The following is a 23,270-nucleotide window of genomic DNA, read 5'->3' as shown; positions in this document are numbered from 1 at the left end:
AGAAAGAATGGCAAAGCGCCAAAGCGGTGACCCCGATCACAATCGTTGGTGAAGATCGTGGGAACATAAGGGGCAAGGCTGCCGGATCCCGGAGGGTGAATGCTCCGCAGAATGCGTCGCTGGCTCGAATTGCTCAGTCTCGGCGGGTTGGCGGTGGCCGGCTTCGCGGTCGGGATCGCGGAACAGCTCGGCTTGCTGGACAAAGTGGCGCCGAAGGGCATCAGCACGCTGACCCTGATCATGGTCAGCGGCGTGGTCGTGGGGCTGCTCATCGAGCTGACCCCGTTGCGCGCGCTGGAAGACATCCGCGATCGCCTCGCCGGCCTCGACATCGACACCATCGCCGCGAGCCGACGCCGTTCGCACTACGGCGGCGTGGTCGAGGTGCACAAACGCTTTCCGGACGACGAGTTCGCCGCGCATATCGCGAAGGCCAAGCAGGTGACGATCCTGAACACCTGGATCCCCAACCTGCAACGCCTGGAAAAGGAACTGGAAGCCGCGATCGTCGACCGGCGGGCCCAGGTGCGGATCATGCTGCTGCACCCGAACTCGATGCTGGTGGGGCTGCGGGAAGCGGCACTCGACCGGAGCGACGGCGCGGGCAAGACCTTCGTGAGCACGGGGATCGGGGAGTGCCTGGAGACCCTCTCCCGCCTGCACCGGCGGCTGGCGAAGCGGCAGACCAACCTGAAGGTGCGAGTGTTCAACTCGCAGGCCTCGGTCTCGGTGTACCGGGCCGACGGGCGCTACCTGGTCAGCATGTTCCTGCACGGCCAGCTGGCGATCGATTCACCGCAGTTCGAGATCGAGGGCACGCACGACACCGTGCTCGGCGAACAGATCCAGCGCGAGCTCGACACGTTGTGGGACATCGGCCGCGACGTGGACCTCGGCGACTGGAACCGAAGCATCGACATGATCCGTTTCTGACCAAGAGGTGTAGTGATGCGCGAACTCGACGAGTTCGAAGACGGCTTGATCGAACGGTTCCGGAACCACCCGGCGCTGCGTGGCGTCACCGAGCTCTCGCAGGAGGACCTGCAAACCGTCCTGCTGCAGCGGCGTTTCCTGTCGCTGGCCTTCACCATGGCCTACGACCTGGCGATCGACCTGCTCACCGACGCACAGTCCAAACGGATCGCCCGCGTCATCATCCGTGAGGAGTACCCGGACACCACATCGCCCGGCAACACGCCTTCGCATCGCGAGGACATGATGGCGGACCTCCTCGCGCTGGGCGTCCCGCGGGAAGCGCTGGTGCGGTCGCGGAAGACACTGGCCACGACGGCCTGCGTCGACACCACGATGGAGCTGATCGCGTCGGCAGGCGACTCGAAGTACGCCGACGTCGAACTGCTGACCATCCTGCGCTTCTGGGGCGAGGTGCTGGTCTCCGTCGAGTACGGCGAACTGTGGCGCCGGATCGGCCCGGTGCTCGGCGACCGGTCCGTCTTCTATTACCCGCACCACGTGCACGACGCGAAGTCCCGCCCGCTCGCCGCCGCGTCCCCGCTCTCGCTCACGCATTCCGATCAGCTCGGGCTGAGGCTGGTACAGCTGATCGACTCGAACGAGTCACGGGAGCGGTTCCGGGAGACGGAGCAGGCGGTCGTCGCGATCAAAACGGCGTTCTACGACCAGTTCCTGCCCGGGTCGTAACCGGTAAGGATGGTTCTCTTGAGGGGAAAGTCGAACGTGTCGTGTCGCGGGGCCGGTGCCGGTGCCGCGTACGGCGTTCTCCTGGTAGTGAGGGCCTCCTTGCCTACGCTGAAGGTAGGGAAAGAGGCTTTCGCTACTTTCAGATGTGATCCCTGGTGACCGTGGGGCGGCTGTGTCCTCGGCGCCGGTCGTGAAGTAAGGCGTGACTCGCGTGCTTGGGGACGTGACTCGAGTGACTGAGGGGACGGCACGTGTGATCAGACGGACGACACGCGTGTCTGGATGGACGACACGCGTGCGGCCGGATTCCGCCTCGTGTCGTCCGCCCGATCACGCGTGTCGTCCGTCTGATCACGTGTGTCGTCCGTCCAGACACGCGAAACCGCGGTTACGGGTCACTCGGCGACGAGACCGGCGAACCGGCCCAGCGTCTCCTCGCGGCCCAGCGCCTGCGTGATCGAGTGCAGGTCCGGGCTCCGGGTCGAGCCGGTGATCGCGATCCGGATGATCTGCGAAGCCTCGCGAATGGAGCCGGGGAAGCCTTCGGGGTTCTTCTTGAACTCCTTGGCGTTCTTCGCGAAGCCGTGCTTCGCCGCGACCTCGCGGATCTGCTGGAACCATTCCTGGCCGTCGTCGAGCTGCTGGTAGCTGCCGACGAAGTCCCGCGCCACGGCCCGGACGACCTCACGGTCGACGCCGAGGGCGGTGATCCGCTCGTCGTCGGGGCTCGCGACGGCGGCGTGCAGCTGCGGGAAGAAGAAGCCGTAGACGGCGCGGAACTCGCTCCACTTCTTCAGGTCCTTGCGCGGGTTCTCGGCGCCGTCGCGTTCGACGGCGAGGGCGCGGAGCGCGAGGTCCGGCTCGGCGTCGAGGACGGTCTTCAGCTCGGGGTCGAACCGCTCCGCCCAGGCGCGGACCTCTTCGAGGATCTCGGCGCCGGACAGCGTGGCGATGTGGTCGGCCGAGATGTCGTCGAGTTTAACCAGGTCGACCAGCGGGCCGGCGACGCCGCACTCATCCAGGTTGATCGGCTCGGCCAGGGCCTGGTCGAGCGGCATTTCGGCGAGCCGGCCGTTGGCGAGGCCGCGCAGGTAGTAGAGGACGGCCTTGGTGGGGTAGCCGGACTCGATGTAGAAGTCGACGCTCGCTTCCGGGTCCTTGCGCTTCGACAGCTTGCGCTTGCTGCCGCCCTCCTGCTTCATCAGCGGGGCGATGTGCGCGTAGGTGATCGGGTCGAAGCCGAGCGCGTCGAACAGCTGCTGGTGCACGGGCACCGACGAGATCCACTCGTCGCCGCGGATGACCAGGTTGACGCGCATGAGGTGGTCGTCGACGGCGTGCGCGAAGTGGTAGGTCGGCAGTCGCGGGCTCTGGTCGGAGCTCTTGAGGATGACGACGTCGTTGCGGTTGGCCTCGGCCTCCAGCGGGCCGCGGATGGCGTCGGTGAACCGGGCACGGGCGCCGGTGTCGTCCGGCGCGCGGAACCGGACGACGTACGGGTCTCCGGCGTCGAGTTTGGCCTGGACGTCGGCGGGGTCGGCGTCGCGCCAGATGGCCCACGAGCCGTAGTAGCCGGTCGGCAGCTTCGTCGCCTGCTGCCGGGCGGTGATCGCCGCCAGTTCGTCCTTGGTGGCGAAGTCGAGGTACGCGCGGCCGGAGCGGAGCAGGTGACGGACGTAGGTCAGGTAGATCTGCTCGCGCTCGGACTGCTGGTACGGGCCATAGTCGCCGCCGCGGTGGATGTCCTCGTCGGCGGCGAGGCCGAAGTAGGCGAAGCCGCGCTCGAACTGGTCGATGGCGCCTTCGACCTCGCGGGAGCGGTCGGTGTCCTCGACCCGGACGAGGTAGCGGCCGCCGCTGCGGCGGGCGACGTCCTGGTCGATGGTGGCGACGTAGACGCCGCCGATGTGGACGAACCCGGTCGGCGAGGGGCCGAACCGGGTGACCAGGGCGCCCTCGGGGAGCTCGCGGGCGGGGTATCGCTGTTCCCAGTGCTCGGGCTCGGGCAGGTCGGCGGGGAAGAGGGCGTCGATGACTGCTCGGTCCAGCATGGCGGTTCAGATCTCCCGGCGTCGTGGTGCATGGCGGTTTTCGCCACCGAAGAGCCTAACCGTCCGGCCTCCCGGCCTGGTGAGGGTGGGTACCGAAGCCGGATCGAGACGTGCTTTTCCGTCGGTGTGTCCCGGTAAAATGGGCTTGCCGGACATTCGGGGAGGAAATCGGTGACCACCGATAGCTCGCTTCGTGAAGAACCACAGCTCACCATCCGACCAAAACCCTCGGCGTTTTTTCTCCGCCGTCGTTTTCTTCGCACTTTCGGGCCCGCGTTCGCGCTGGCCGTGAGCGGCCTGATCGCCCTGCTCCTGAGCGGGACGATCGTGGTGCCGTTCCAGCAGACCCTGGTCCTGCGCGGCAAGATGGGCTCCAAATCGGATCTCTTCGAGGACGCGAAGGTTCAGGAAATCCTGATGCGCCACCGCATCCGCGTCCACGTGACCAGGGCGGGATCGCGTGATGTCGCCACCCACGACCTCAGCCAGTACGACTTCGTGTTCATGTCCGGCGAGCCAGCCGCGAGTCTCGTCCGGCGGTCGAGGGCGAACGAGTGGACGGGCACCGCGCGGCAGCCGTTCACCAGTCCGATCGTCCTCGCCACCTATCGCCGTTACGCGGAAACGCTGGCGAGCAACAAGATCGCCACGAAACCGCTGGGACAGCAGGATCCGCTGTACTACACGCTGGACACCGAGAAGTTCATCCGGACGATGCGGCAGGAGCGCACCTGGGATGCACTGGGCGTCGGCAATTTCGGCGCGGAGAACGGGAACAGGGTACTGGCGCAGACGTCGAACATCTGCGACTCCAACTCGGGCGCGACGTACCTGATCTTGCTGGCGTTCCTGGAGAACGGCCGTCAGGTCCCGGTCGTCGACCCGCGCCCGGCGGGCGCGCCCGCGGGGCCGCCGAACCTGACGAGCGCGAAGGCACTGGCCGATCGGGTCAAACCGCTCGTGGCGGCGCAAGGCTTCCCGTCGGCGGATCTGTCGGAGTCGTACGCGAACCTCGCCGAGGGCGACAAGCCGATCGTCGTCATCTACGAGCATCAGTACCTCGCGATGCAGTTGCGCGCCAAGGCGCAGAGCGGGCGGCCGGATCTCGACCGGGTCCTGCTGTACCCGAAGGACAACATCCTGACGAAACCGCAGTTCCTGGCGTTGAAGCCGGAAGCGGAACGGCTGGGCGAGCTGATCACCTTCGATCCCGAGCTGCAACGCCGCGCGATGGAGCTCGGATTCGGCGTCGCGACCCCTGCGGGCACCACGAAAAGCGCGCGGCTGTACGACTTCCTGCGCGAACAGGGGCTGACGGCCCCGGAGATCGCGGACGACGACAGCACCACGCCGCTCCCCGACAATCCGGTGCTGGAAGAGATGATCAAGACCGTCGGGGACTGCCCGTGAAGCGGGTCCTCGCGCTCCTGTGCTGCCTGCTCCTGGTGGTCGCCGCCTGTACGAGCGGCGGGCAGAAGGTGAAACTGCGCGTGCTGGCCAGTTCCGAACTGGCCGACCTCGGACCGATTCTCGACGACCTTCGCGGGGAAACGGGAATCGAACTGGAAATGGATTTCCGGGGACCCGTCGACGCGACCACTTCCCTCACGCCGGGGAAGGCCACGCACGACCTCGCCTGGCTTTCCACCGACCGGTATTTCCAGCTCAAGTACCGGCAGGCCGCGGACAAGGGGGAACGGCCGCTCGCGACCAAGACCATGGTGTCGCCGGTCATCGTCGGGATCACCCCGGCGAAGGCGGCGGAGCTGCGCCGCGGCAAACCGGACGGCAAGCTCTCCTGGGCCGATCTGGCGGACGCGGCGGCCGGTGGCGGGTTCCGGTTCGCGATGGCGGATCCGGCCAAGTCGACCAGCGGGCTGACCTCACTCGTCGGAGTGGCGACGGCCGCCTCGGGCACCGGCGCGGCGTTGCGGCTCCAGGACGTGAAATGCGACAAGCTGCAGGGCTTCCGCACCGGGCACACGCTCACGGCGGACACGTCGGCCGCGGTGACCGACCGGTTCGCCGAGCGCCAGGACGTGGACGCGATCATCGGGTACGAGTCCACTTTGCTCACCCTCAACGCGAGCGGCAGGCTCAAGACGCCGCTGGAGCTGGTGTACCCGAAGGACGGCATCGTCCAGTCCGACTACCCGCTCCTCCTGCTCGACCCGGCCAAACGGGAGGCGTACGACAAGGTCGTCTCCTGGCTGAGAAGCCCGGCGACACAGAAGAAGCTGATGGAGCGGACTCTCCGGCGGCCGATCGCCGGGGAGGTGGCGCTCGACCCGAGGTTGCCCGCCTCGATCGGGAACTCGCTGTACTTCCCCGACGAGCAGGCCGTCGTGGACAAACTGCTCGACGACTACGCGGCCCCAGCCGGCCGGACGCCCGGACGCGTGATCTTCGTGCTCGACTTCTCCGGTTCGATGAAGGGGCCGCGGATCGCCGCGCTCCGGGCGACCTTCGCCGGGCTGAGCGGCGGCCCGGACGGCGGATTCGACCGCTTCTACCGCGGCGAGCGGATCACGGTCCTCCGCTTCGGCGGGAAGATAGTGGGGGACAAGGAGTTCACCATCGGCGGGCCGCAGGATCTCGACGCGTTGCGGGCCTTCATCGCCGCCGACGAGTTCGACGGCAACACGGCGGTCTGGTCGGCGCTCGGCGAGGCGTACGCGAAGGCCGGTGCCCATCGCCGTGCCGAGCCCGGCGGCGGTGTCTCGATCGTGCTGATGACCGACGGGGAGAGCAACACCGGCCCTGGTATCGAAGAATTCCTGCGCGCGCCAAGGGATCCCGGCGTGCACACGTACACGATCCGGTTCGGAGAGGCGAACCCCGCCGAACTGGATCGCGCGGCCGTGGCCACCGGTGGCCGGATGGTCGACGCGAACGCGACATCCCTGCTCGACGCCTTCAAGGAGATCCGTGGCTGCCGATAATCTGTGGTGGGAAGTCTGGGGACTGTGGCTCGCGGTCTGGGTGCTGACCGTGGTCGCCTTCGTCGTCGCGATCGTCGTCTTCGTACGGCATTGGCGCCGTGCGCGTTCCGACGGCGATCAGGGGATGGTCCGGGGCATCGGCTTCTACCTGCACACGAAATCCGTGATGGGCCTGTACCAGCTGCATCGCTACAACGAGGCGCTGGAACAGGAAGTGGAGAAACGGAAGAGCCGGGGCTGGCGGTTCCTGGGATCGGGCGGTGTCGGTCCGCTCAGAGGGGAATCGGAGCGCACCGACACCGACGAGGAGTTCCGGCGGTACATCCGCAAGGCGGAGCCGATCACGGTGATCGGCATCGTGACGAAGGTGCTGGAGAAGCACCACGACATCATCCACGTCGACCTGGCGAAGCAGGAACTCGTCCACAATCGCGCGCTGGTGAAGGAACTCGGCTGGTCCGACGGTCCCGAAAGCACGCGGCAGCTCCAGACCCGGCTGCGTGGTGTCGAGGCGTTCGTCTCCGTGAAGGGCCTGTTCCGTAAGCGCTCCCAGACCGACACCGAGACGGTTTTCGTCGCGCCGTACGGAAACCCGGACGATCCGTCGAAGAGCAGGAGGATCCGCTTCACCTGTGTGACCAGCGACCTGCGGGACTCCGCCCCGGCCGGCGCGTTCCGGGCGCGGTGCCTCGGCAAGGTCGAGGACTGGGATCCCGAGACCGGGGAACTCGTCGTCCATCCCATCGCCATCTTCAAGTAGCGCTCGGCTGCTCCGCTCGCGCCACCCGGTTGACACGGGTGGAGCAGTCGAAAGCCACACCCCGTCCATAGCGCTTCGCACTGTCGGCCGACGGGGGTGAACCTGCACGATTTCGGTATCAAACACCGCAGGTTCGAGGGAGATCTTTCATGAAGAGCGCCATTTCCGACGATATCCGCAGTTTCTTCGCCGACTCGGGTGTCGATGTCACCGCCGCCGGGCAGGCCGACGTCGAGATCGTGATCGATCACTTCGACAACTGGAAGAACACGTCAAGCGGAGGCACCTTCGGCTGCTTCACCGGTGCCTGCTGTCTCATGGCCTGAGTGATCGGCACAGAAGCAACCGACGCCCTTCGCGATCCAGTCCCGGCCTTCCCATTCGGGGTGGCGTTCGATCATCAGCGCTTCGACCTCGGCGGCGATGGTCTCTTCGGGGAGGGACGAGTCGCGCCGCGTCCAGGTCTCGTCACGCAGCAGTTCGAGGTACTCGCGGACGTCGGTCAGGATCCGGCGTCCGGAGACGTCGCCGTGGCCGGGGACGACGAGGTCCGGTCCGGCGGCGGCCAGCCGTCGCAGCACTTCGATCCAGCGCCCTCCCGAGACGTCGGTGTCGTACGGCGGGAACCACGGGAAGATCGAGAACTGGCCGGTCTCGACCAGATCCCCGGTGAACAGCACCCCCGCGTCGGGCACGGTCACCACCTGGTCACCCTTGCTGTGGGCGCGTCCGGTGGCCGCCATGCGTACGATCCGGCCGCCGAGATCGAGGTCGTACGTGTCCTCGTAGACCACGTCCGGGGCGACCAGGCCGACGCCGTCCAGCGCCCGGGCGACCGGGGTGCCGAGACCGCGGAACATCTCGAGATAACCCGGTCCTTTGTGGACCAGATCGGCCGCCTGCGCGCGGTTGACGAGGTAGGTCGCCTGGTCCGCGAAGGCCTGTGCGCCGAAAGCGTGCTCGGGATGGAAATGCGTCGTGGTCAGGTACAGCCTGCGGCCGCGGGCGTGTTCCGCGGCGAAGGCGAGCACCTTCTCGGCGTTGCGAGGACCGAGTCCGGTGTCGACGACGAGCACCGAATGGGAGCCGCCGATGACCCCGATGTTGGGGACGAGGTCGACGCCGAGATTCGGGATCACCACGAGGTCCCGGCCGATTTCGCGGGCCTGGCCCAGGTCGACGGCGGGGTCGTGGGTGAGGGGTTCGAAGGGCATGGCCTCACTGTTCCGCCGGTCTCCGCCCATCGTCCAAGTCCGATCCTCTGGGCTCGATACCTGATGGGTATCATCGCTGGTGATGGAGCTCCGACTGCTGCGCTACTTCGTGACCGTCGCCGAGGAAAGGCACTTCGGCCGGGCCGCCGCGCGGCTGCACATGACCCAGCCGCCGCTGAGCCGGGCCATCCGGCAGCTGGAGAACGAGCTGGGCGTCGTCCTGCTGCTCCGCTCGACCGCCGGCGTCGAACCCACCGCCGCCGGGACCATCCTGTACGACGAGGCCCGCGCCCTACTGGACCAGGCCGAACGCGCCCGCGCCCGGGTGACGGCGGCGGCGGGCCCCGCCACACTCACCATCGGCACCCTCGCCGACGGAGCGGGTGAGTCGGGCATTCGGCTGGCCGAGGCGTTCCGGCGGCGCCATCCCGAGGTCTCGATCCGCTTCCGCGAGGCGGATTTCACCGACCCCACCACCGGCCTGCTCGCCGGGCTGGCCGACGTCGCGCTGACTCGCGCGCCGTTCGACGAGACCGGCATCAGCGTTCGCGTCCTGCGCTCCGACCCGGTCGGGCTGGTCCTGCGCACCGGCGACCCGCTCGCCGGTCGTGAGTCGCTGACGCTGGCCGACGTCGCCGACCGGCCCTGGTTTCAGCTGCCGGACGGGACGGATCCGCGGTGGCGTGAGTACTGGAACGGCGCGGCGCCCACCGGGGAGCGGCCCGCCGGTCCGGTGGTGCGCACGGTCAGCGAATGCCTTCAGGCTGTCCTGTGGAACGGCTCGGCCGGGATCGCGCCGCTCGGGCACACGCTGCCCGACGGGCTCACCTGGGTGCCGCTGGCCGATATGCCGCCGAGCCCGCTCGTCGTCGCGTGGGCGACCGGGCGGGAGAGCCCGCTGATCCGCTCGTTCGTCCGGATCGCCGTCGCCGGGGTGTAAAGACGCCGGCTCCGGGGAAGTCATCGCCTATGCCGGACTCATCCCCAGAACCCGACGACGCGACCGTCGACGCCGTCGGAAAGCTGGTCTTCGCGCTCGAAACGGTCGAACAGGCGCGCGGCCACCTGTACGCCTTCCACCACCTCACCGGCACCGCCGACTTCGCGCTCGGCGAGGCCGTCGAAGGGCTCCGGAAGGCCGGGCACGCGGACTGGGCCGAGCGGATCGAGACCGAACTGATCGGGCTCAACGTGCTGCCGGACCGGTGGACCTTCCAGCTGATCGAGGAGTACGACGACGGCTACTACCGGGCCTACCGCGACCTGACCCGGGACGTCGCCGAAGACCTGACCGCAGGGCGGCGGCACCTGCACGAAGAGCGGATCAAGCGGCAACGGCGGACCGAGGGGCGGCCGGGACACGAAATGGGGCGGCCCAGCACCTGAGCTACTTGCAAGGGTCGTGTCCCCAGTTCATCAGCGAATGCCGCCAGGTCGTGTCCTCGACGTCGCCCGACGGACGCTGCGCGAGGTGCCGGTGCACGTAGCCGACCACCTTGCGCATGTGCTTTTCGTCCTCTTCGGACAGATCCGCCTTCTTCGTGCGCAGGATCGTGACGATCCGGCGGCCTGATTCGTGGCCGACCGACTCGCCGCCGTTCTTGTGCTGGCCCGCCTCGCGGGACTCGTCGGTCTTCAGCCACTTCTCGAGTTCACCCGCGGTCATGTTGACCGCTTCGCCGAACTCGGTCCGGACGTCCTTGTCCTCGCTCACATCTTCTCCAGTGCCTCGGGCTTGTGCACCGCTTCGCCGCCGCTCTTGTCGCTGCGCACCAGATACTGCGGCTCCTCTTCGGACGCGCGCACGGTGCGCCCGCCCGCCTCGGTATCCGAAGTGATCTCCTTCAGGACCTCACCTTCGGCCTGCCCGCCGTGACTGTTCCAGCGGACCTTGTCGCCTTTGCGGAAGCGCCGGGTCATCGCACTCCTTCTCGTCGTGGACGGTCCGACGCGGGCCAGACATAGGGCAGGTCGTCGGGGACGTCCGGAAACCTCGGGCGGTAGTGCTCTGGTTGTTTGCGGACGAGCGCGGACTGGTGGCTGCGGTGGAAGTCCGTGTCGCCGAGCCAGGGCGGGAGCTCTTTCGCGTCCGCGAGCCGCGCTTGGGTGCGGACCTCGTCAAGCCCGGTGGCACTGAGGAGATCGAGCCGGAGCGTTTCGCGGCAGGTGTCCTGGCGGCCGGTCTCGCACCAGACCTCGCAGATGTCGAAGCCGTACCGGGCGAGCGCCTCTTCATAGCCCGCCCACATCGCCGCGGCCGGGTGATGGCGCCAGCCGTACCCCGGCACCGTCAGCGCGCGCAGGACCTGGATCGTCTCCACGCGCTGCTTTCCGAGCCTCCGCTGGTCGAGCACGGAAGCGGAGGCCCGGAAATCGGCACACGGGAGAAAGGTCTGCACGCTGGTGGCTTCCCCGTCGCCGCGGGTTCAAACCGATCAGAAGATCGACCAGCCGGTCAGGGTCGTGAACCGGTCCAGCGCCGCGACACCCGCGACGGAGTTGCCGCGCGGGTCCAGTCCGGGGCTCCACACACAGATCGCGCACCGGCCGGGGACGATCGCGACGATGCCGCCACCGACCCCGCTTTTGCCGGGAAGCCCGACGCGGTAGGCGAATTCGCCCGCCGCGTCGTAGGTGCCGCACGTCAGCATCACCGCGTTGACCCGCTTGGCCGCGCTTCGTTCGAGCAGCCGGGTGCCGTCGTTGCGCACGCCGTGGCGGGCGAGGAACACCGCCGCGCGCGCGACGTCGCCGCAGTTCATCGCGATCGAACATTGACGCACGTACTGATCGAGGACGGCGGGTATCGGATGACGCATGTTCCGGTACGACGCCATGAAATAGGCGAGCGCGCGGTTGCGATCGGCGTGCGCGGCCTCCGAAGCGGCGACCTCGTCGTCGATCCCGATGTCCGCGCGGCCGCTTTCCGCACGGAGGAACCGAAGCAGTGTTTCCGCCGCGTCGCCGTGATGCGCCAGTTCGTCGGTCACCACCAGCGCGCCGGCGTTGATGAACGGATTGCGGGGGATTCCGTCCTCGTTCTCCAATTGCACCAGCGAGTTGAACGGGTTGCCGGACGGCTCACGGCCCACCCGCTCCCACACCCCGTCGCCATGGGAGAGCGCGAGCGCCAAGGTGAAGACCTTCGACATGCTCTGGATGGAGAACGGCGTCTCCCAGTCGCCGACGCCGTGCACCCGACCGTCCACTTCGGCCACCGCCATGCCGAACTGCCGGGGTTCGACCCTGGCCAGGGCGGGGATGTAGTCCGCGACGGAGCCGCGGCCGATCTCCGGCGCGACGTCGTCGGCGATCCGGTCCAGCAGCGCTGCGAGGTCCACGGCCGTAGCGTAGAAGTGCGTCTTCGCGCGCGAAGATCGGGGTTCGCGGGTGAACTTGTCAAATCGAAACGGGAAAATCCGGTTAAACCACCCGAGTGACGTCTCGCACACCTTAAGTCTTCCTTAGCACTGTTGGTGACGTGCCGCACACGCTCTAGCGTCTGGCAACCATGGATTCCTCGCTGCTCACCGAAAAAGGTGAAAGCTACTCAAAAGCACTGGGCAACCGCCAAGTGCAGATGATCGCCATCGGCGGCGCGATCGGCGTCGGGCTGTTCCTCGGTGCCGGCGGCAAGCTCCACCAGGTCGGGCCTTCGCTGGTCCTGTCGTACGCGCTCTGCGGTATCGCCGCCTACTTCGTGATGCGCGCCCTCGGTGAGCTCGTGCTGCACGAGCCGACCTCCGGCAGTTTCGTCACCTACGCCCGCAAGTTCATCGGGCCGTGGGCGGGTTTCGCCTCCGGCTGGATGTACTGGGTGAACTGGGCGATGACCGGCATCGCGGAGATCACCGCGGTGGCGATCTACGTGCACAAGTGGCTGCCCGACGTGCCGCAGTGGATCACCGCGCTGGTCGCGCTCGGCGTGCTGATCCTGGTGAACCTGCTGTCGGTGAAACTGTTCGGCGAGCTGGAATTCTGGTTCTCGGTGGTCAAGGTGCTGGCCATCGTGGTCTTCCTGGTCACCGCGACCGGGCTGGTGCTCACCAGCGCCGACATCGGCGGCACCACGGCGGGCGTGCACAACCTGACCGCCCACAACGGTTTCTTCCCGGCGGGCATCGGCATCGCCCTGATGACGCTGCAGGCGGTCATCTTCGCGTACTCGGCGATCGAGGTCGTCGGCATCGCCGCCGGTGAGACCAAGGACGCCCGCAAGGTGCTGCCGAAGGCGATCAACGGAGTGGTCTGGCGGATCGGCGTGTTCTACGTGGGCTCCGTGCTGCTGCTGGCGATGCTGCTGCCGTGGCCGTTCTACAACGGCGGCGAGAGCCCGTTCGTCACCGTGTTCAGCAGGCTCGGGATCCCGGGGATCGGCGACGTGATGAACGCGGTCGTGCTCACCGCCGCGCTGTCGAGCTGCAACTCCGGGCTCTATTCGACCGGCCGTATCCTGCGGGCGCTCGCGGACAAGGGCGAGGCGCCCAAGTTCGTCGGCAAGATGAGCGGCCGTCACGTGCCTTACGGCGGGATCCTGTTCACCTCGGGCGCGTACGTGCTCGGCGTGGTGCTCAACTACCTGGTGCCGAAGGACGCGTTCGACATCGCGATCGCGATCGCCTCGCTCGGCGTGATCACCACCTGGGCGACGCTGATCTTCTGCCAGCTGCGAATGCGCCAGGCGGCGCTGCGCGGGGAGCTGGAAAGGCCGTCCTACCGGATGCCGTGGGCGCCCTACAGCGGCTGGGCGACGCTCGGTTTCCTCGCGCTGGTGGTCGTCCTGATGGGCTTCTCCGACGGTGCCGAGAAGATCGCGTTCTACTCGATCCCGGTGCTGGTCGTGGTGCTCGCGGTCGGCTGGCGGATCGTCGGGAAGCGGCAACGTCAAGAGGTGGGCTGACCCCACTTCGCAATTGGTCACCTACTTGCGCGAGCGCAAGTAGGTGACCAATTGCGTGGGTCAGCTTGAGGTCGGGAAGTGGAAACCGGCGGCGGAGTGCGGCCATCGCGTCGTGACGACCTTCGCCCGCGTGTAGAACCGGACGCCCGCCGGGCCGTGGATCGGGCTGTCCCCGATGAGGGAGTCCTTCCAGCCGCCGAAGGAGTAGTACGACATCGGCACCGGGATGGGCACGTTCACCCCGATCATCCCCACCTTCACCTCCCGCTGGAAGCGCCGCGCCGCCTCGCCGCTCCCGGTGAAGACGGCGGTCCCGTTGCCGTAGGGGTTGGCGTTGATCAGCTCGATCGCTTCGTCCAGAGTGGACACCCGGACGATCCCGAGCACCGGCCCGAAGATCTCGTCGCGATACGTGGACATCCCGGTGGTCACCTTGTCCAAAAGGGACGGTCCGACGAAGAATCCCTTCTCGTGACCGCCGACGCTCAGCTCCCGGCCGTCGACCACCACGGTCGCGCCCTGCTCGGCCCCGAGGGCGACGGAGTCGATCACCCGCCGCCGCGCGGCTTCGGTGACCACCGGGCCCATGTCGTTTCCGGCTTCGTGGCCGGGCCCGACCTTGATCTCGGCCGCCTTGCGCTCGAGGATCTCGACCAGCCGGTCACCCGCCGAACCGACGGCGACGCCGATGGAGATCGCCATGCAGCGCTGTCCGGCCGAACCGAACGCGGCGGCCGTGAGGTGGTTCGCGGCGTACTCGAGATCGGCGTCCGGCAGGACGACGGCGTGGTTCTTGGCCCCGCCCAGCGCCTGCACGCGTTTGCCGGTGGCCGTCGCGCGTTCGTGGACGTACTTGGCGATCGGCGTCGAGCCGACGAACGACACGGCGGCGATACCGGGATGCTCCAGGATCGCGTCGACCGCGACCTTGTCCCCGTTGACCACGTTGAACACGCCGTCGGGAAGGCCGGCCTCGGCGTACAGTTCGGCGACCAGCCGGGACGCGGACGGGACCCGCTCGCTGGGTTTGAGCACGAACGTGTTGCCCGCCGCGATGGCGATCGGATGCATCCACAGCGGGACCATGATGGGGAAGTTGAACGGCGTGATCCCGGCGACGACCCCGAGCGGCTGCCGGAAGTCGTGCACGTCGACGTCGCGCGAGACCTGGTCGGAGAAGCCGCCTTTCAGCGCGTCGGCGATCCCGCAGGCGTACTCGACGATCTCGCGGCCGCGGACGATCTCGCCACGCGCGTCGTCGATCACCTTGCCGTGCTCGGAGGAGATGATCCCGGCGAGTTCGTCCTCGTGCTTCACCAGCAACTCGCGGAAGGCGAACATCACCTTGGTCCGCTGCGAGAGCGACGAATCACCCCACGTCTCGAAGGCCTTGCCCGCGGCGGACACCGCTGTGTCCACATCGGACGGTTCCGCGAGGAGTACCTGCGCCTGCGGGCGTCCCGCGGCCGGGTCGAACACCGGCGCGGTGCGGGTGGAGCCCGCCGTGGTCGCGGTGCCGTTGATCCAGTGGTCGATGGTCTTCACGCGTTGTCCTCCACAGGTGTTCACAGCAGTCCGACGGCCGTGTCGACGGCCTTGGCGACGTCGCCGTCGTGCGGGTAGAGCAGAGAGCGGCCGACCACGAGTCCTTGCACCGTCGGCAGCGCGAGCGCCCGTTGCCAGGCGGCGAACGCGGCGTCGGGATCCTTGACCTCGCCGCCCAGCAGCACGGCGGGCAGCGTCGAGGCGGCCAGCACACGTTCCATGTCCTCGACGACCGGGAGTTTCAGCCAGGTGTACGCCGACGAGCGGCCGAGCGCGGAGGCGATGGTGATCGACCGGATCACGGCATCGGGGGAGAGGTCGTTGCGCAGACGTCCGCCGGCCCATTCGGAGAGGAACGGCTCGACCATCGCGATCAGCTTCCGGTCGGCGAGGTCGTTGACAGCCTTCGCGGTGTTCTCGAGCGCGCTCGGCGTCGCCGGGTCGCTCAGGCAGATCCTGGTGAGCGTCTTGCCGCCGTCGAACCGCATCCGCTCGATCGTTTCGGCGTCGTAGCAGGCGAACCGGTCGTCGATCTCGAAACTCGATCCCGCGAGGCCGGTGCGGTTCATCGACCCGATGACGGTCTTGCCGTCGAGGGCGCCGAGGAGCAGCAGATCGTCGATGATGTCCGGCGTCGCCAGCACCCCGGTGACCCCGGGACGTTCCAGTGCCAGACCGAGGCGGCCGAGCAGTTCGCCGCGGTCGGCCATCGCGAGCGGATCGGCGCCGACACCGTTCGCACCACGCGCCGGATGGTCCGCGGCGATGATCATCATCCGGCCGTTGTCGTTGAACGGCGATTTCGCCCGGACCCGGGTGGCCGCGGCCACCGCGACGGCCCCCGGATCGCGTACCCGCGCGGCGACTATCCGGCGCACTGTGTCCGACACTTTCGTTCCTCCCGGCTCGCGTGGTGCTTCGACCCTCGCAAGCGCTCGGAGACTTTGTCAAGACATATGGACATAAGGTCATAGTGGCTCGTCGCGGTAGGCTCCGCGCATGAAACCCTGGGCACCCGGTGAGATCGTGGTGGATCCGAACGGCCCGGAGCCGCTGTACTCGCAGGTCGCCAGGCAGCTCGGCGCCGCGATCGAAGACGGCAGGCTGCCGAACGGCGCCCGGCTGGACAACGAGCTGGACCTGGCCGCGCGGCTGCACCTGTCGCGGCCGACCATCCGCCAGGCGATCCAGTCGCTGGTCAACCAGGGGCTGCTCGTCCGCAAACGCGGTGTCGGCACCCAGGTCGTCCGCACGAAAGTCGCCCGCCCGCTGCGGTTGAGCAGCCTCTTCGACGACCTCAGCGAACTCGGGGACAGGCCGGAGTCCGTCGTCCTCGTCAACCGGGTCGAGCCCGCGGACGACGAGGCGATCGAGCAGCTCGAGACACCGGGCCTGACCCATGTCCGGCGGCTGAAACGGGTGCGCTCGACCGGCGGCGAACCGCTGGCGATCATGAACAACTACCTGCCGGACGGCCTCATCGACCCGTCCGACGACGAACTGCGGGACAAGGGGCTCTACCAGTTACTGCGCTCGGCGGGTGTCCGGTTGCACGCCGCGCAGCAGAACGTCGGCGCCCGGCAGGCGACCGAAGAGGACGCCGAACTGCTCGACGAGGAGCCGGGCGCGGCGCTGCTCACCATGCGGCGCACCACCTACGACGAGTCCGGCAAGGTCGTGGAACACGGCTGGCACGTCTACCGCGCCTCGCGCTACTCGTTCAACCTCTCACTGACCAACAGTCTCTGACGGCTTCGGCGCGGCGTCGCGTTCCAGATCGGACTCCAGCGCCGCGTACACCGAGGGCCGGAACTTGCGCAGCCAGCCGGCGAGCGCCAGCCCGGCCAGCGCGACCACCAGGAGCAGCCACGGCAGGTGCGGGACAACGCCGTTGCTCGACCCGGCGAGCGTCGGGAAGTTGAGGATCGCCAGCGTCACGATGATCCCGAGCCCCACCGCGCCCAGCCCGGGGGCGATCAGCGTCTTCACCACCCGGCGATCCCGCGTCCGGCGGAAATAGACCAGGATCGCGACCGCCGCGAACAGTTGCAGGGTGAGAATGCCCAACGTGCCGAAGCCGGTCATGCTCGCGGTGAGGTCGGCGACCGGGTCGAGCCCGGCGAGCCGGAACGCCAGCGCCACCGCCGAGCCGAAGGCCAGCTGGACGATCGAGGCGTAGCGCGGTGCTCCGTTGCGCGGACTGGTCTTGCCCAGCAGTCGCGGCAGCACGCCGACCCGGCCCAACGCGTACAGATAGCGGGTCGCCGAATTGTGCAGCGCCAGCAACGCCGCGAACAGGCTGACCACCAGAAGCAGCAACATCACCTTGGTCAGCGGGCCGCCGAGATACTCCTGTGCCACCGAGAGCACGAGATCCCCGCTCGAAAGGTGTGCGACGGCCACGTCCTGCGCCTGTTCGGCGCCGATCGCGCTGACCACTGCCCAGGTCGTGAACGCGGCGAACACCCCGATGAACCCGATGGCGATGTAGGTCGCCCGCGGGATCGTCCGCTTGGGATCCTTGGCCTCCTCGCCGAACAGCGCCGTCGCCTCGAAACCGATGAAAGCGTTGGCGGCGAACAACAACGCCAGCCCGCCGGCGCCCTGGAACAGCACGGAGGGGCTGAAGGCGGCGAACGAGAAACCGTGCCGGAACAGCACGCTGAAGTCCATGACCAGCAGGATCGACACCTCGAGGATCAGCGAGACTCCCAGCACTTTCGCGCTCACCGCGATTCCCCGGCGGCTGAGCAGCAGGACCAGCACCACCGAAACCGCGCTCCAGAAGAGCCAATCGAGGTGGAGCCCGAAGACGTCGTCGATCGCCGTGGAGGTGAAGAACCCGCTCGTGCCGATCGCGCCCGCGACGAAACAGTTGTAGCCCAGCATCGCGACGAAACCGGCGACGAGCCCCGGTGTCCTGCCCAATCCCTTGACCACGAAGGCGTAGAAGCCGCCCGCGCTGGTGAGCACCCGCGACATTTGCGCGTAGCCGACCGCGAACAGCATCAGGACGACCGTGGCCAGCAGGAAGGCCGCGACCATCCCGCCGCCGTTCCCGAGCGCGATGCCGATGGCCGCGATCACGATCATGCCGGTCAGGGGCGCGACCGCGGCGAGCACGAGGAAGACGATGCCCGGCACGCCCAAGACGTTCTTCGCGAGCGACGTGTCGTCTCGGCTCATCCGCTGCTCCTCATCTCCGCTGGACGGCCAGTATGGGAGCGGTCGGGTCGGCGGGCTTTGCCTTTGCGCGCGCGGTGGTTGTCTCTGTGCGCGTATCGAAGCCCGATGTCCTGAAGGGTCCCTTTGAGACCTTCAGCGTCTCAAAGGGACCCTTCAGGACACGCCACGTTTGCTTGCGGCGCCGGGAACGAAGGCCATCGGTGCGGCTTGTCCAGAATCTCGATGGTCGCCTGGTCGACCAGGAAGTACTGCCCGCCGTCCTCGCGCGGATTCGTATACGCCGCCGTCGCGACCAGACGGTCGAAGTCGGCCATCACCGCGATGGGGTAGCCGCCGTCGAAGATCTCACCGTGCGCGGCCGTCGCGACGGTCCCGGTTTCGTACCAGGTGACGAAGTACTGCGCCGGCCCGGTTTCGAAGACCCGCAGTGTCGCTTCTTTCTGCCGGACACCGGCGAAGTCGCCGGACACACCCGTCCAGATCATCGTGGTCCGGTCCGCGTAGTGCTGCTCCAGCACGTTTCCGGAGCCGTAGTGGAAGTTCGCGCGGAGTCCGACGAGGTCGGTGCTGAGCGGGTGAGTCCCGGTCACGGGGAAGAAGCGGACGTCGAGTTGCACGGGCTGAAACCTCCGGATCGCTGGTATCCGCAGGTTTAGCAGCCCGAAGCAGCCCGATCGTTGTCCGGCGAAGCGGTCCTGTTGTCGCTGGACGCGAGGATCAGTCGAACATGCCGGGCTGGTAGTCGCCCGCCGGCGTCCTGGCGATGACGTTGAGCCTGTTGTACGCGTTGATCGTGGCGATCAGCGCGATCAGGGCGCCGATCTGCTCGTCGTCGTAGTGCTTGCGCACCTGCGCCCAGGTTTCGTCGCTGACGCCGTGGTGCGCGTCGGCGATGCGGGTGCCCTCCTCGGTGAGCGCCAGCGCCGCGCGCTCGGGCTCGGTGAACACGTTCGCCTCCCGCCAGGCGGCGACCAGGTTGAGCCGCACCGAGGTTTCGCCGGCGTGCGCGGCGTCCTTGCTGTGCATGTCGGTGCAGAAACCGCAGCCGTTGATCTGGCTGGCACGCAGCTTCACCAGTTCCTGGGTCGCGTGCGGCAGCGAGGACTCTTCGATCGGCCGGTTCGCGGCGCCGAGACGCTTGGCGTACTTGAGGATGACCTCGTTCTCGAACAGGTTGACGCGCGGTTCCATGATCTTTCCTCTCTGTCGGTTCCTGCACACATGACGAGGGGGACGGAGAGGTTGTGACAGCTTCGCACGTGACGCCGGTCACGGGTGGAGGAGGCCGGCGAGGATCTCCGTGCCGTCGACGACACGGGGTCCGGGCCGGTTGAAGTAGGCCGGTCCGTCCAAGACGTGCACGGCCGGGATGTCGTCCCAACCCGGCAGGCCGGTCAGCAGATGAAGTTCCGCTTCGGTCCGTTCGGGCGGGAAGCCGCAGGGCATGAGCAGCAGCACGTCGGGCCGTGCCTCGACGACGGCGTCCCACGTGATCGGGCGGGTGTGTTCGCCCGCGGCGGCGAGCAACGGGACGCCACCGGCGGCTTCGATCTGCTCCGGGACCCAGTGCCCGGCCGGCCAGAGCGGATCGAGCCATTCGATGGCGGCCACCCGCGGGCGAGGTCGTCCCGCGACCCGGGCGCGGACCGCCTCCACTCGTTCCCGGAGGAGGCGGGCTTCGGCGGCCGCGCGCTCCGGGACGCCCAGCACCTCGCCGAGCGTGGACAAGCAGGTGAAGACGCCGTCGAGCGTTCGCGGTTCGAGGCTGACCACCCGGGTGTCGCCGTCCAGCGTGCGCACGGTCTCCGACACTTGCCGATAGGAGACCGCGCAGACGTCGCAGAGATCCTGCGTGAGCACGACGTCGGGTTCGGCGGCCGCGAGCAGGCCGGCGTCGAGGGAGTACAGGCCCGAACCGCGATGCTCGCCTCCGACGGCCGCCGAAATCTCCCGGCTCGACAGCACGTCGTGGTCGATCGCGCTGCTCGTGACCACCGGGACGTCGTCGAGCGCGCCGGGTGGCCAGTCGCATTCGTGGGTCCGGCCCGCCAGCGACGGCAGGAGCCCGAGGGTCGCCACGAAGTCGGTCGCGGCGGGGAGCAGCGAGACGATTCGCATCCGTCCACGGTAGGCGACCGGCCCATCCTGCACATCTGCGCGAGCCAAATGCGTGAAAGTGCGCTAACAGAGCATTGACGTTGCACAAAACTGCACCTAACGTGACAGCTATTGCGCACAACTGGCACGGATGGGGAGTTCATGAGCGGGACCTTCATGGCGGCGGAGATCGCGAGCCAGCCCGGCTGCTGGCGGGAAGCGGCGGCGCTGGCCTCGGCGAACAGTGATCTGCTGCCGCCGCCGGGCGCGCGGGTCGCGATCGTCGGCTGCGGCACGTCGTGGTTCATCGGCCAGGCGTACGCCGTCCTTCGCGAGTCCGCGGGGCTCGGCGAGACCGACGCCTTCGCCGCCTCCGAGTTCCCGGCGGGCCGTGGTTACGACCACGTCGTGGCGCTGACCCGGTCGGGTACGACGACCGAGGTCCACGCCTTGCTGGTGAAGCTGCGGGGCAAGACGCCGACCATCGCGATCACCGGTGTGCCGCGCGAGATCGAGGCCGCCGCGGACACGATCGTCGACCTTTCCGTCGTGGACGAACGCTCGGTCGTGCAGACCCGGTTCGCGACGACGGCGCTGGCGATGCTGCGCGCGCACCTCGGCGAGGACCTGGCCGCGGTCGCCGACCAGGCCGAACGCGTGCTCGCCGAACCGCTGCCCGCCGAACTGGTCGCGGCGGAGCAGTTCAGCTTCCTCGGCACCGGCTGGTCGGTGGGCATCGCGAACGAAGCCGCGCTCAAGTTCCGCGAGGCGTGTCTGCTGTGGACGGAGTCGTATCCGGCGTGGGACTACCGGCACGGGCCGATCAGCATCAGCGAGCCCGGCCGCGTGACGTGGATGTTCGGGCAGGCGCCGGAAGGGCTGGCCGACGACGTCGCCCGCGCGGGCGGCCTGTTCGTCGAGAGCGGCCTGGACCCGCTGGCGGACCTGGTCCGCGCGCAGCGTGTCGCCGGGGCCATCGCCGCCCGCAAGGGACTCGATCCGGACAACCCGCGCAGCCTCACCCGTTCCGTAGTCCTGACCTGAGGCAGCCGTGATCGTCACCGTCACGCCGAACACCGCGCTGGACGTCACGTACACAGTGGACGGTCTCCGGCCCGGTGACGTGCACCGGGTGCGGGAAGTGCGGCACCGGGCGGGCGGCAAGGGCGTCAACGTCGCCCGGGTGCTGCACACGCTCGGCGCCGACGTCCGCGCGATCTTCACGGCGGGCGGCGCGACGGGAACCGCCGTCGCCGGCGACCTCGCGGCGGCGGGCATCCCGGCCACCGCGGTCCCGATCGGCGGGGAGACCCGGCGCACCACCACGGTTCTGGCGGACGACGGCTCGGTCACACTGCTGAACGAACCCGGGCCGCGGCTCACCGAAGACGAGTGGCAAGCGTTTGCGGCGGCCGTCCGAGCCCGGAAACCGGACGTGCTCGTCTGCTCGGGCAGCCTTCCGCCGGGCGCCGGGGGATACGCCGGACTCCTCGGCCGGGCACTGTCCATCTTGGACACTTCCGGCGAGGCGCTGCTCGCCGGACTGGCCGGGCGGCCGTCCGTGGTCAAACCGAACGCCGACGAACTGCGCGAGGTCACCGGCCTGCGGGACCCGGTGGCCGCCGCGACCGAACTGCGCGAGGCAGGCGCCGGCGCCGTCGTCGTCTCGCTGGGCCCGGAGGGGCTGCTGGCGGTGACCGGATCCGGCATCTGGCACGCGGCACCGTCCACTGTGCTCAGTGGCAATACCACCGGCGCCGGTGACGCCGTCGTCGCGGCGCTGGCGCTGGGGCTGAGCCGCGCCGAACCGTGGCCGGACATCCTGCGCCGCGCCGTCGCGTTGTCCGGGGCGGCCGTGCTGGGCCCGCTGGCCGGGGACGTCGACCTCGCGCACTACGAAGCCGAACAGGGGCTGGTCGCCGTGCGCGCCCGCCCGGATTAGGAGACGTCATGCCTCTGGTGGGAACCGGGGAGATCGTCGGTGCCGCCGCGGCGGCCCGGCACGGCTGCGGCGCGTTCAACGCGATCCAGCTCGAACACATCACCGCGATCGTCGACGGCGCGGCCGCGGCGGAAGCGCCGGTGATCCTGCAACTGAGCCAGAACGCCGTGAAGTACCACGGTTCACTGGCACCGGTGGGCTCCGCGGCGCTGGCCGCGGCGAGAGGCGCCGTCACTCCGGTCGCGGTGCATCTCGACCACGCCGAATCGGCCGATCTCGTCCGTGAGGCGGTCTCGCTCGGCTTCGGCTCCGTCATGTTCGACGCGTCCAAACTGGACTACACCGACAATGTGCGCGTGACCAGGGAAGTCGCCGCGTACTGCCACGACCACGGGGTCTGGGTCGAGGCCGAACTCGGCGAGGTCGGTGGCAAGGACGGCGTCCACGCGCCCGGCGCGCGCACCGATCCGGACGAGGCGGCGCGGTTCGTCGCGGCCACCGGCATCGACGCGCTCGCGGTGGCGGTGGGCAGTTCGCACGCCATGCTCACCCGTGACGCCGCCTTGGACTTCGAGCTGATCGCAAGGCTGCGGGAGCGGGTGCCGGTGCCGCTGGTGCTGCACGGTTCGTCGGGTGTGCCGGACGAGGGGCTGGCCGAGGCCGTGCGGGCCGGGATGACGAAGATCAATATCGCCACCCAGCTCAACAAGGTGTTCACCGCCGCGGCCGCGGATGACTGGCGCGCGCATCCGGAGCGCGTCGACCCGCGGAAGTACCTCGGTGCGGGAAGGGCGGCGGTGGCCGTCGAGGTGCGGCGGCTACTGGGAGTGCTCAAGCTTGATCAGGTTGAACCGGTCAAGGTGACGATTGAGCAGACTTTGCGCGATTGAGTGTTGACATGTGCGTGAAACCTCACAAAACTGCGCAACAACAAGCAGAACTTGTGTGATCTTCGATCCAGGTGGTGGCGG

At 68.4% G+C, this 23,270-nt stretch carries 25 protein-coding genes; 13 read left to right on the top strand and 12 right to left on the bottom strand.

Annotated elements, in window-relative coordinates:
* The first annotated feature begins 99 nt into the window (after positions 1-99).
* Entirely contained in the window at positions 100-933 is an 834-nt protein-coding gene (locus tag ACIHAO_RS05685; protein WP_396554945.1) for a hypothetical protein, read from the top strand.
* A 15-nt stretch (positions 934-948) separates the two neighbouring features.
* On the top strand, positions 949-1,662 hold the full coding sequence (locus tag ACIHAO_RS05680; protein WP_396554944.1) for a hypothetical protein: 714 nt from the start codon (positions 949-951) through the stop codon (positions 1,660-1,662).
* A 395-nt stretch (positions 1,663-2,057) separates the two neighbouring features.
* On the opposite strand, the gene ACIHAO_RS05675 is transcribed toward ACIHAO_RS05680, so the two are convergent.
* Positions 2,058-3,713, bottom strand: coding sequence for a glutamate--tRNA ligase (locus ACIHAO_RS05675; protein ID WP_396554943.1), 1,656 nt, complete (start codon positions 3,711-3,713; stop codon positions 2,058-2,060).
* A 171-nt stretch (positions 3,714-3,884) separates the two neighbouring features.
* Between ACIHAO_RS05675 and ACIHAO_RS05670 the strand changes: the two genes are divergently transcribed.
* The 4 genes from ACIHAO_RS05670 (at position 3,885) to ACIHAO_RS05655 (ending at position 7,741) form a co-directional block, all read left to right on the top strand.
* A complete protein-coding gene (locus ACIHAO_RS05670; RefSeq protein WP_396554942.1) occupies positions 3,885-5,123 on the top strand; it encodes a hypothetical protein in 1,239 nt (412 codons plus the stop codon).
* Positions 5,120-6,655 carry a substrate-binding domain-containing protein gene (locus ACIHAO_RS05665; protein ID WP_396554941.1) on the top strand — a complete coding sequence of 512 codons (1,536 nt, stop codon included), beginning with the start codon at positions 5,120-5,122 and terminating at the stop codon, positions 6,653-6,655. The genes ACIHAO_RS05670 and ACIHAO_RS05665 overlap by 4 nt, the downstream gene beginning before the upstream one ends.
* The gene (locus ACIHAO_RS05660) at positions 6,642-7,415 is read left to right on the top strand and encodes a hypothetical protein (protein WP_396554940.1); all 774 of its coding nucleotides are present in this window, start codon (positions 6,642-6,644) and stop codon (positions 7,413-7,415) included. Before ACIHAO_RS05665 ends, ACIHAO_RS05660 begins: the two co-directional genes overlap by 14 nt.
* 149 nt (positions 7,416-7,564) lie before the next feature.
* Complete coding sequence (locus ACIHAO_RS05655) at positions 7,565-7,741, top strand: hypothetical protein (protein ID WP_396554939.1); 177 nt, start codon at positions 7,565-7,567, stop codon at positions 7,739-7,741.
* Here the strand turns inward: ACIHAO_RS05655 and ACIHAO_RS05650 are convergent.
* Positions 7,688-8,629: an MBL fold metallo-hydrolase gene (locus tag ACIHAO_RS05650; protein WP_396554938.1), complete on the bottom strand. Its 942-nt coding sequence runs from the start codon at positions 8,627-8,629 to the stop codon at positions 7,688-7,690. The genes ACIHAO_RS05655 and ACIHAO_RS05650 overlap by 54 nt on opposite strands.
* A gap of 82 nt (positions 8,630-8,711) precedes the next feature.
* Between ACIHAO_RS05650 and ACIHAO_RS05645 the strand changes: the two genes are divergently transcribed.
* Positions 8,712-9,569 (top strand): LysR family transcriptional regulator, encoded by an 858-nt coding sequence (locus tag ACIHAO_RS05645; protein ID WP_396554937.1) that lies wholly within the window; start codon positions 8,712-8,714, stop codon positions 9,567-9,569.
* A 29-nt stretch (positions 9,570-9,598) separates the two neighbouring features.
* Entirely contained in the window at positions 9,599-10,015 is a 417-nt protein-coding gene (locus ACIHAO_RS05640) for a hypothetical protein (protein WP_396554936.1), read from the top strand.
* A gap of 1 nt (position 10,016) precedes the next feature.
* Here ACIHAO_RS05640 and ACIHAO_RS05635 read toward each other — a convergent pair whose 3' ends face one another.
* From ACIHAO_RS05635 to ACIHAO_RS05620, 4 genes are read right to left on the bottom strand one after another with little or no spacing between them, the layout of a single operon-like run.
* Complete coding sequence (locus ACIHAO_RS05635; protein WP_396554935.1) at positions 10,017-10,343, bottom strand: DUF3140 domain-containing protein; 327 nt, start codon at positions 10,341-10,343, stop codon at positions 10,017-10,019.
* Positions 10,340-10,549, bottom strand: a complete 210-nt coding sequence (locus ACIHAO_RS05630) for a DUF2945 domain-containing protein (protein WP_396554934.1) — start codon at positions 10,547-10,549, stop codon at positions 10,340-10,342. Before ACIHAO_RS05630 ends, ACIHAO_RS05635 begins: the two co-directional genes overlap by 4 nt.
* The gene (locus ACIHAO_RS05625; RefSeq protein ID WP_396554933.1) at positions 10,546-11,028 is read right to left on the bottom strand and encodes an MSMEG_6728 family protein; all 483 of its coding nucleotides are present in this window, start codon (positions 11,026-11,028) and stop codon (positions 10,546-10,548) included. The genes ACIHAO_RS05630 and ACIHAO_RS05625 overlap by 4 nt, the downstream gene beginning before the upstream one ends.
* Positions 11,029-11,064: 36 nt before the next feature.
* Positions 11,065-11,970 (bottom strand): glutaminase, encoded by a 906-nt coding sequence (locus tag ACIHAO_RS05620; protein WP_396554932.1) that lies wholly within the window; start codon positions 11,968-11,970, stop codon positions 11,065-11,067.
* Between the two features lie 170 nt (positions 11,971-12,140).
* Between ACIHAO_RS05620 and ACIHAO_RS05615 the strand changes: the two genes are divergently transcribed.
* Entirely contained in the window at positions 12,141-13,529 is a 1,389-nt protein-coding gene (locus ACIHAO_RS05615; protein WP_396554931.1) for an amino acid permease, read from the top strand.
* Positions 13,530-13,589: 60 nt separating this feature from the next.
* Here ACIHAO_RS05615 and ACIHAO_RS05610 read toward each other — a convergent pair whose 3' ends face one another.
* Positions 13,590-15,074, bottom strand: a complete 1,485-nt coding sequence (locus ACIHAO_RS05610) for a CoA-acylating methylmalonate-semialdehyde dehydrogenase (RefSeq protein ID WP_396554930.1) — start codon at positions 15,072-15,074, stop codon at positions 13,590-13,592.
* Between the two features lie 20 nt (positions 15,075-15,094).
* A complete protein-coding gene (locus tag ACIHAO_RS05605; RefSeq protein ID WP_396554929.1) occupies positions 15,095-15,964 on the bottom strand; it encodes an aldolase in 870 nt (289 codons plus the stop codon).
* A gap of 109 nt (positions 15,965-16,073) precedes the next feature.
* Here ACIHAO_RS05605 and ACIHAO_RS05600 point away from each other — a divergent pair, with 109 nt between their 5' ends.
* Positions 16,074-16,823, top strand: coding sequence for a GntR family transcriptional regulator (locus ACIHAO_RS05600; protein WP_396554928.1), 750 nt, complete (start codon positions 16,074-16,076; stop codon positions 16,821-16,823).
* Here the strand turns inward: ACIHAO_RS05600 and ACIHAO_RS05595 are convergent.
* From ACIHAO_RS05595 to ACIHAO_RS05580, 4 genes are all read right to left on the bottom strand, one after another.
* Positions 16,803-18,260: an APC family permease gene (locus ACIHAO_RS05595; protein WP_396554927.1), complete on the bottom strand. Its 1,458-nt coding sequence runs from the start codon at positions 18,258-18,260 to the stop codon at positions 16,803-16,805. The genes ACIHAO_RS05600 and ACIHAO_RS05595 overlap by 21 nt on opposite strands.
* Positions 18,261-18,400: 140 nt before the next feature.
* Complete coding sequence (locus tag ACIHAO_RS05590) at positions 18,401-18,877, bottom strand: MoaF C-terminal domain-containing protein (RefSeq protein ID WP_396554926.1); 477 nt, start codon at positions 18,875-18,877, stop codon at positions 18,401-18,403.
* Between the two features lie 100 nt (positions 18,878-18,977).
* Positions 18,978-19,451 (bottom strand): carboxymuconolactone decarboxylase family protein, encoded by a 474-nt coding sequence (locus tag ACIHAO_RS05585; protein ID WP_125800165.1) that lies wholly within the window; start codon positions 19,449-19,451, stop codon positions 18,978-18,980.
* Between the two features lie 78 nt (positions 19,452-19,529).
* Positions 19,530-20,378, bottom strand: a complete 849-nt coding sequence (locus tag ACIHAO_RS05580; protein WP_396554925.1) for a cobalamin-binding protein — start codon at positions 20,376-20,378, stop codon at positions 19,530-19,532.
* A 141-nt stretch (positions 20,379-20,519) separates the two neighbouring features.
* Between ACIHAO_RS05580 and ACIHAO_RS05575 the strand changes: the two genes are divergently transcribed.
* From ACIHAO_RS05575 to ACIHAO_RS05565, 3 genes are read left to right on the top strand one after another with little or no spacing between them, the layout of a single operon-like run.
* A complete protein-coding gene (locus ACIHAO_RS05575; protein WP_396554924.1) occupies positions 20,520-21,401 on the top strand; it encodes an SIS domain-containing protein in 882 nt (293 codons plus the stop codon).
* Positions 21,402-21,408: 7 nt separating this feature from the next.
* Positions 21,409-22,299 (top strand): 1-phosphofructokinase family hexose kinase, encoded by an 891-nt coding sequence (locus ACIHAO_RS05570; protein ID WP_396554923.1) that lies wholly within the window; start codon positions 21,409-21,411, stop codon positions 22,297-22,299.
* 8 nt (positions 22,300-22,307) lie between these two features.
* Positions 22,308-23,189: a ketose-bisphosphate aldolase gene (locus ACIHAO_RS05565; protein ID WP_396554922.1), complete on the top strand. Its 882-nt coding sequence runs from the start codon at positions 22,308-22,310 to the stop codon at positions 23,187-23,189.
* Positions 23,190-23,270: the final 81 nt, after the last annotated feature.

Origin of the sequence: Amycolatopsis sp. NPDC052450, from assembly GCF_044547565.1 — a bacterium.
Taxonomy (GTDB): domain Bacteria; phylum Actinomycetota; class Actinomycetes; order Mycobacteriales; family Pseudonocardiaceae; genus Amycolatopsis.
The sequence above is the reverse complement of the archived record's forward strand: the minus strand, read 5'-3'. Positions and strand labels throughout refer to the sequence as shown.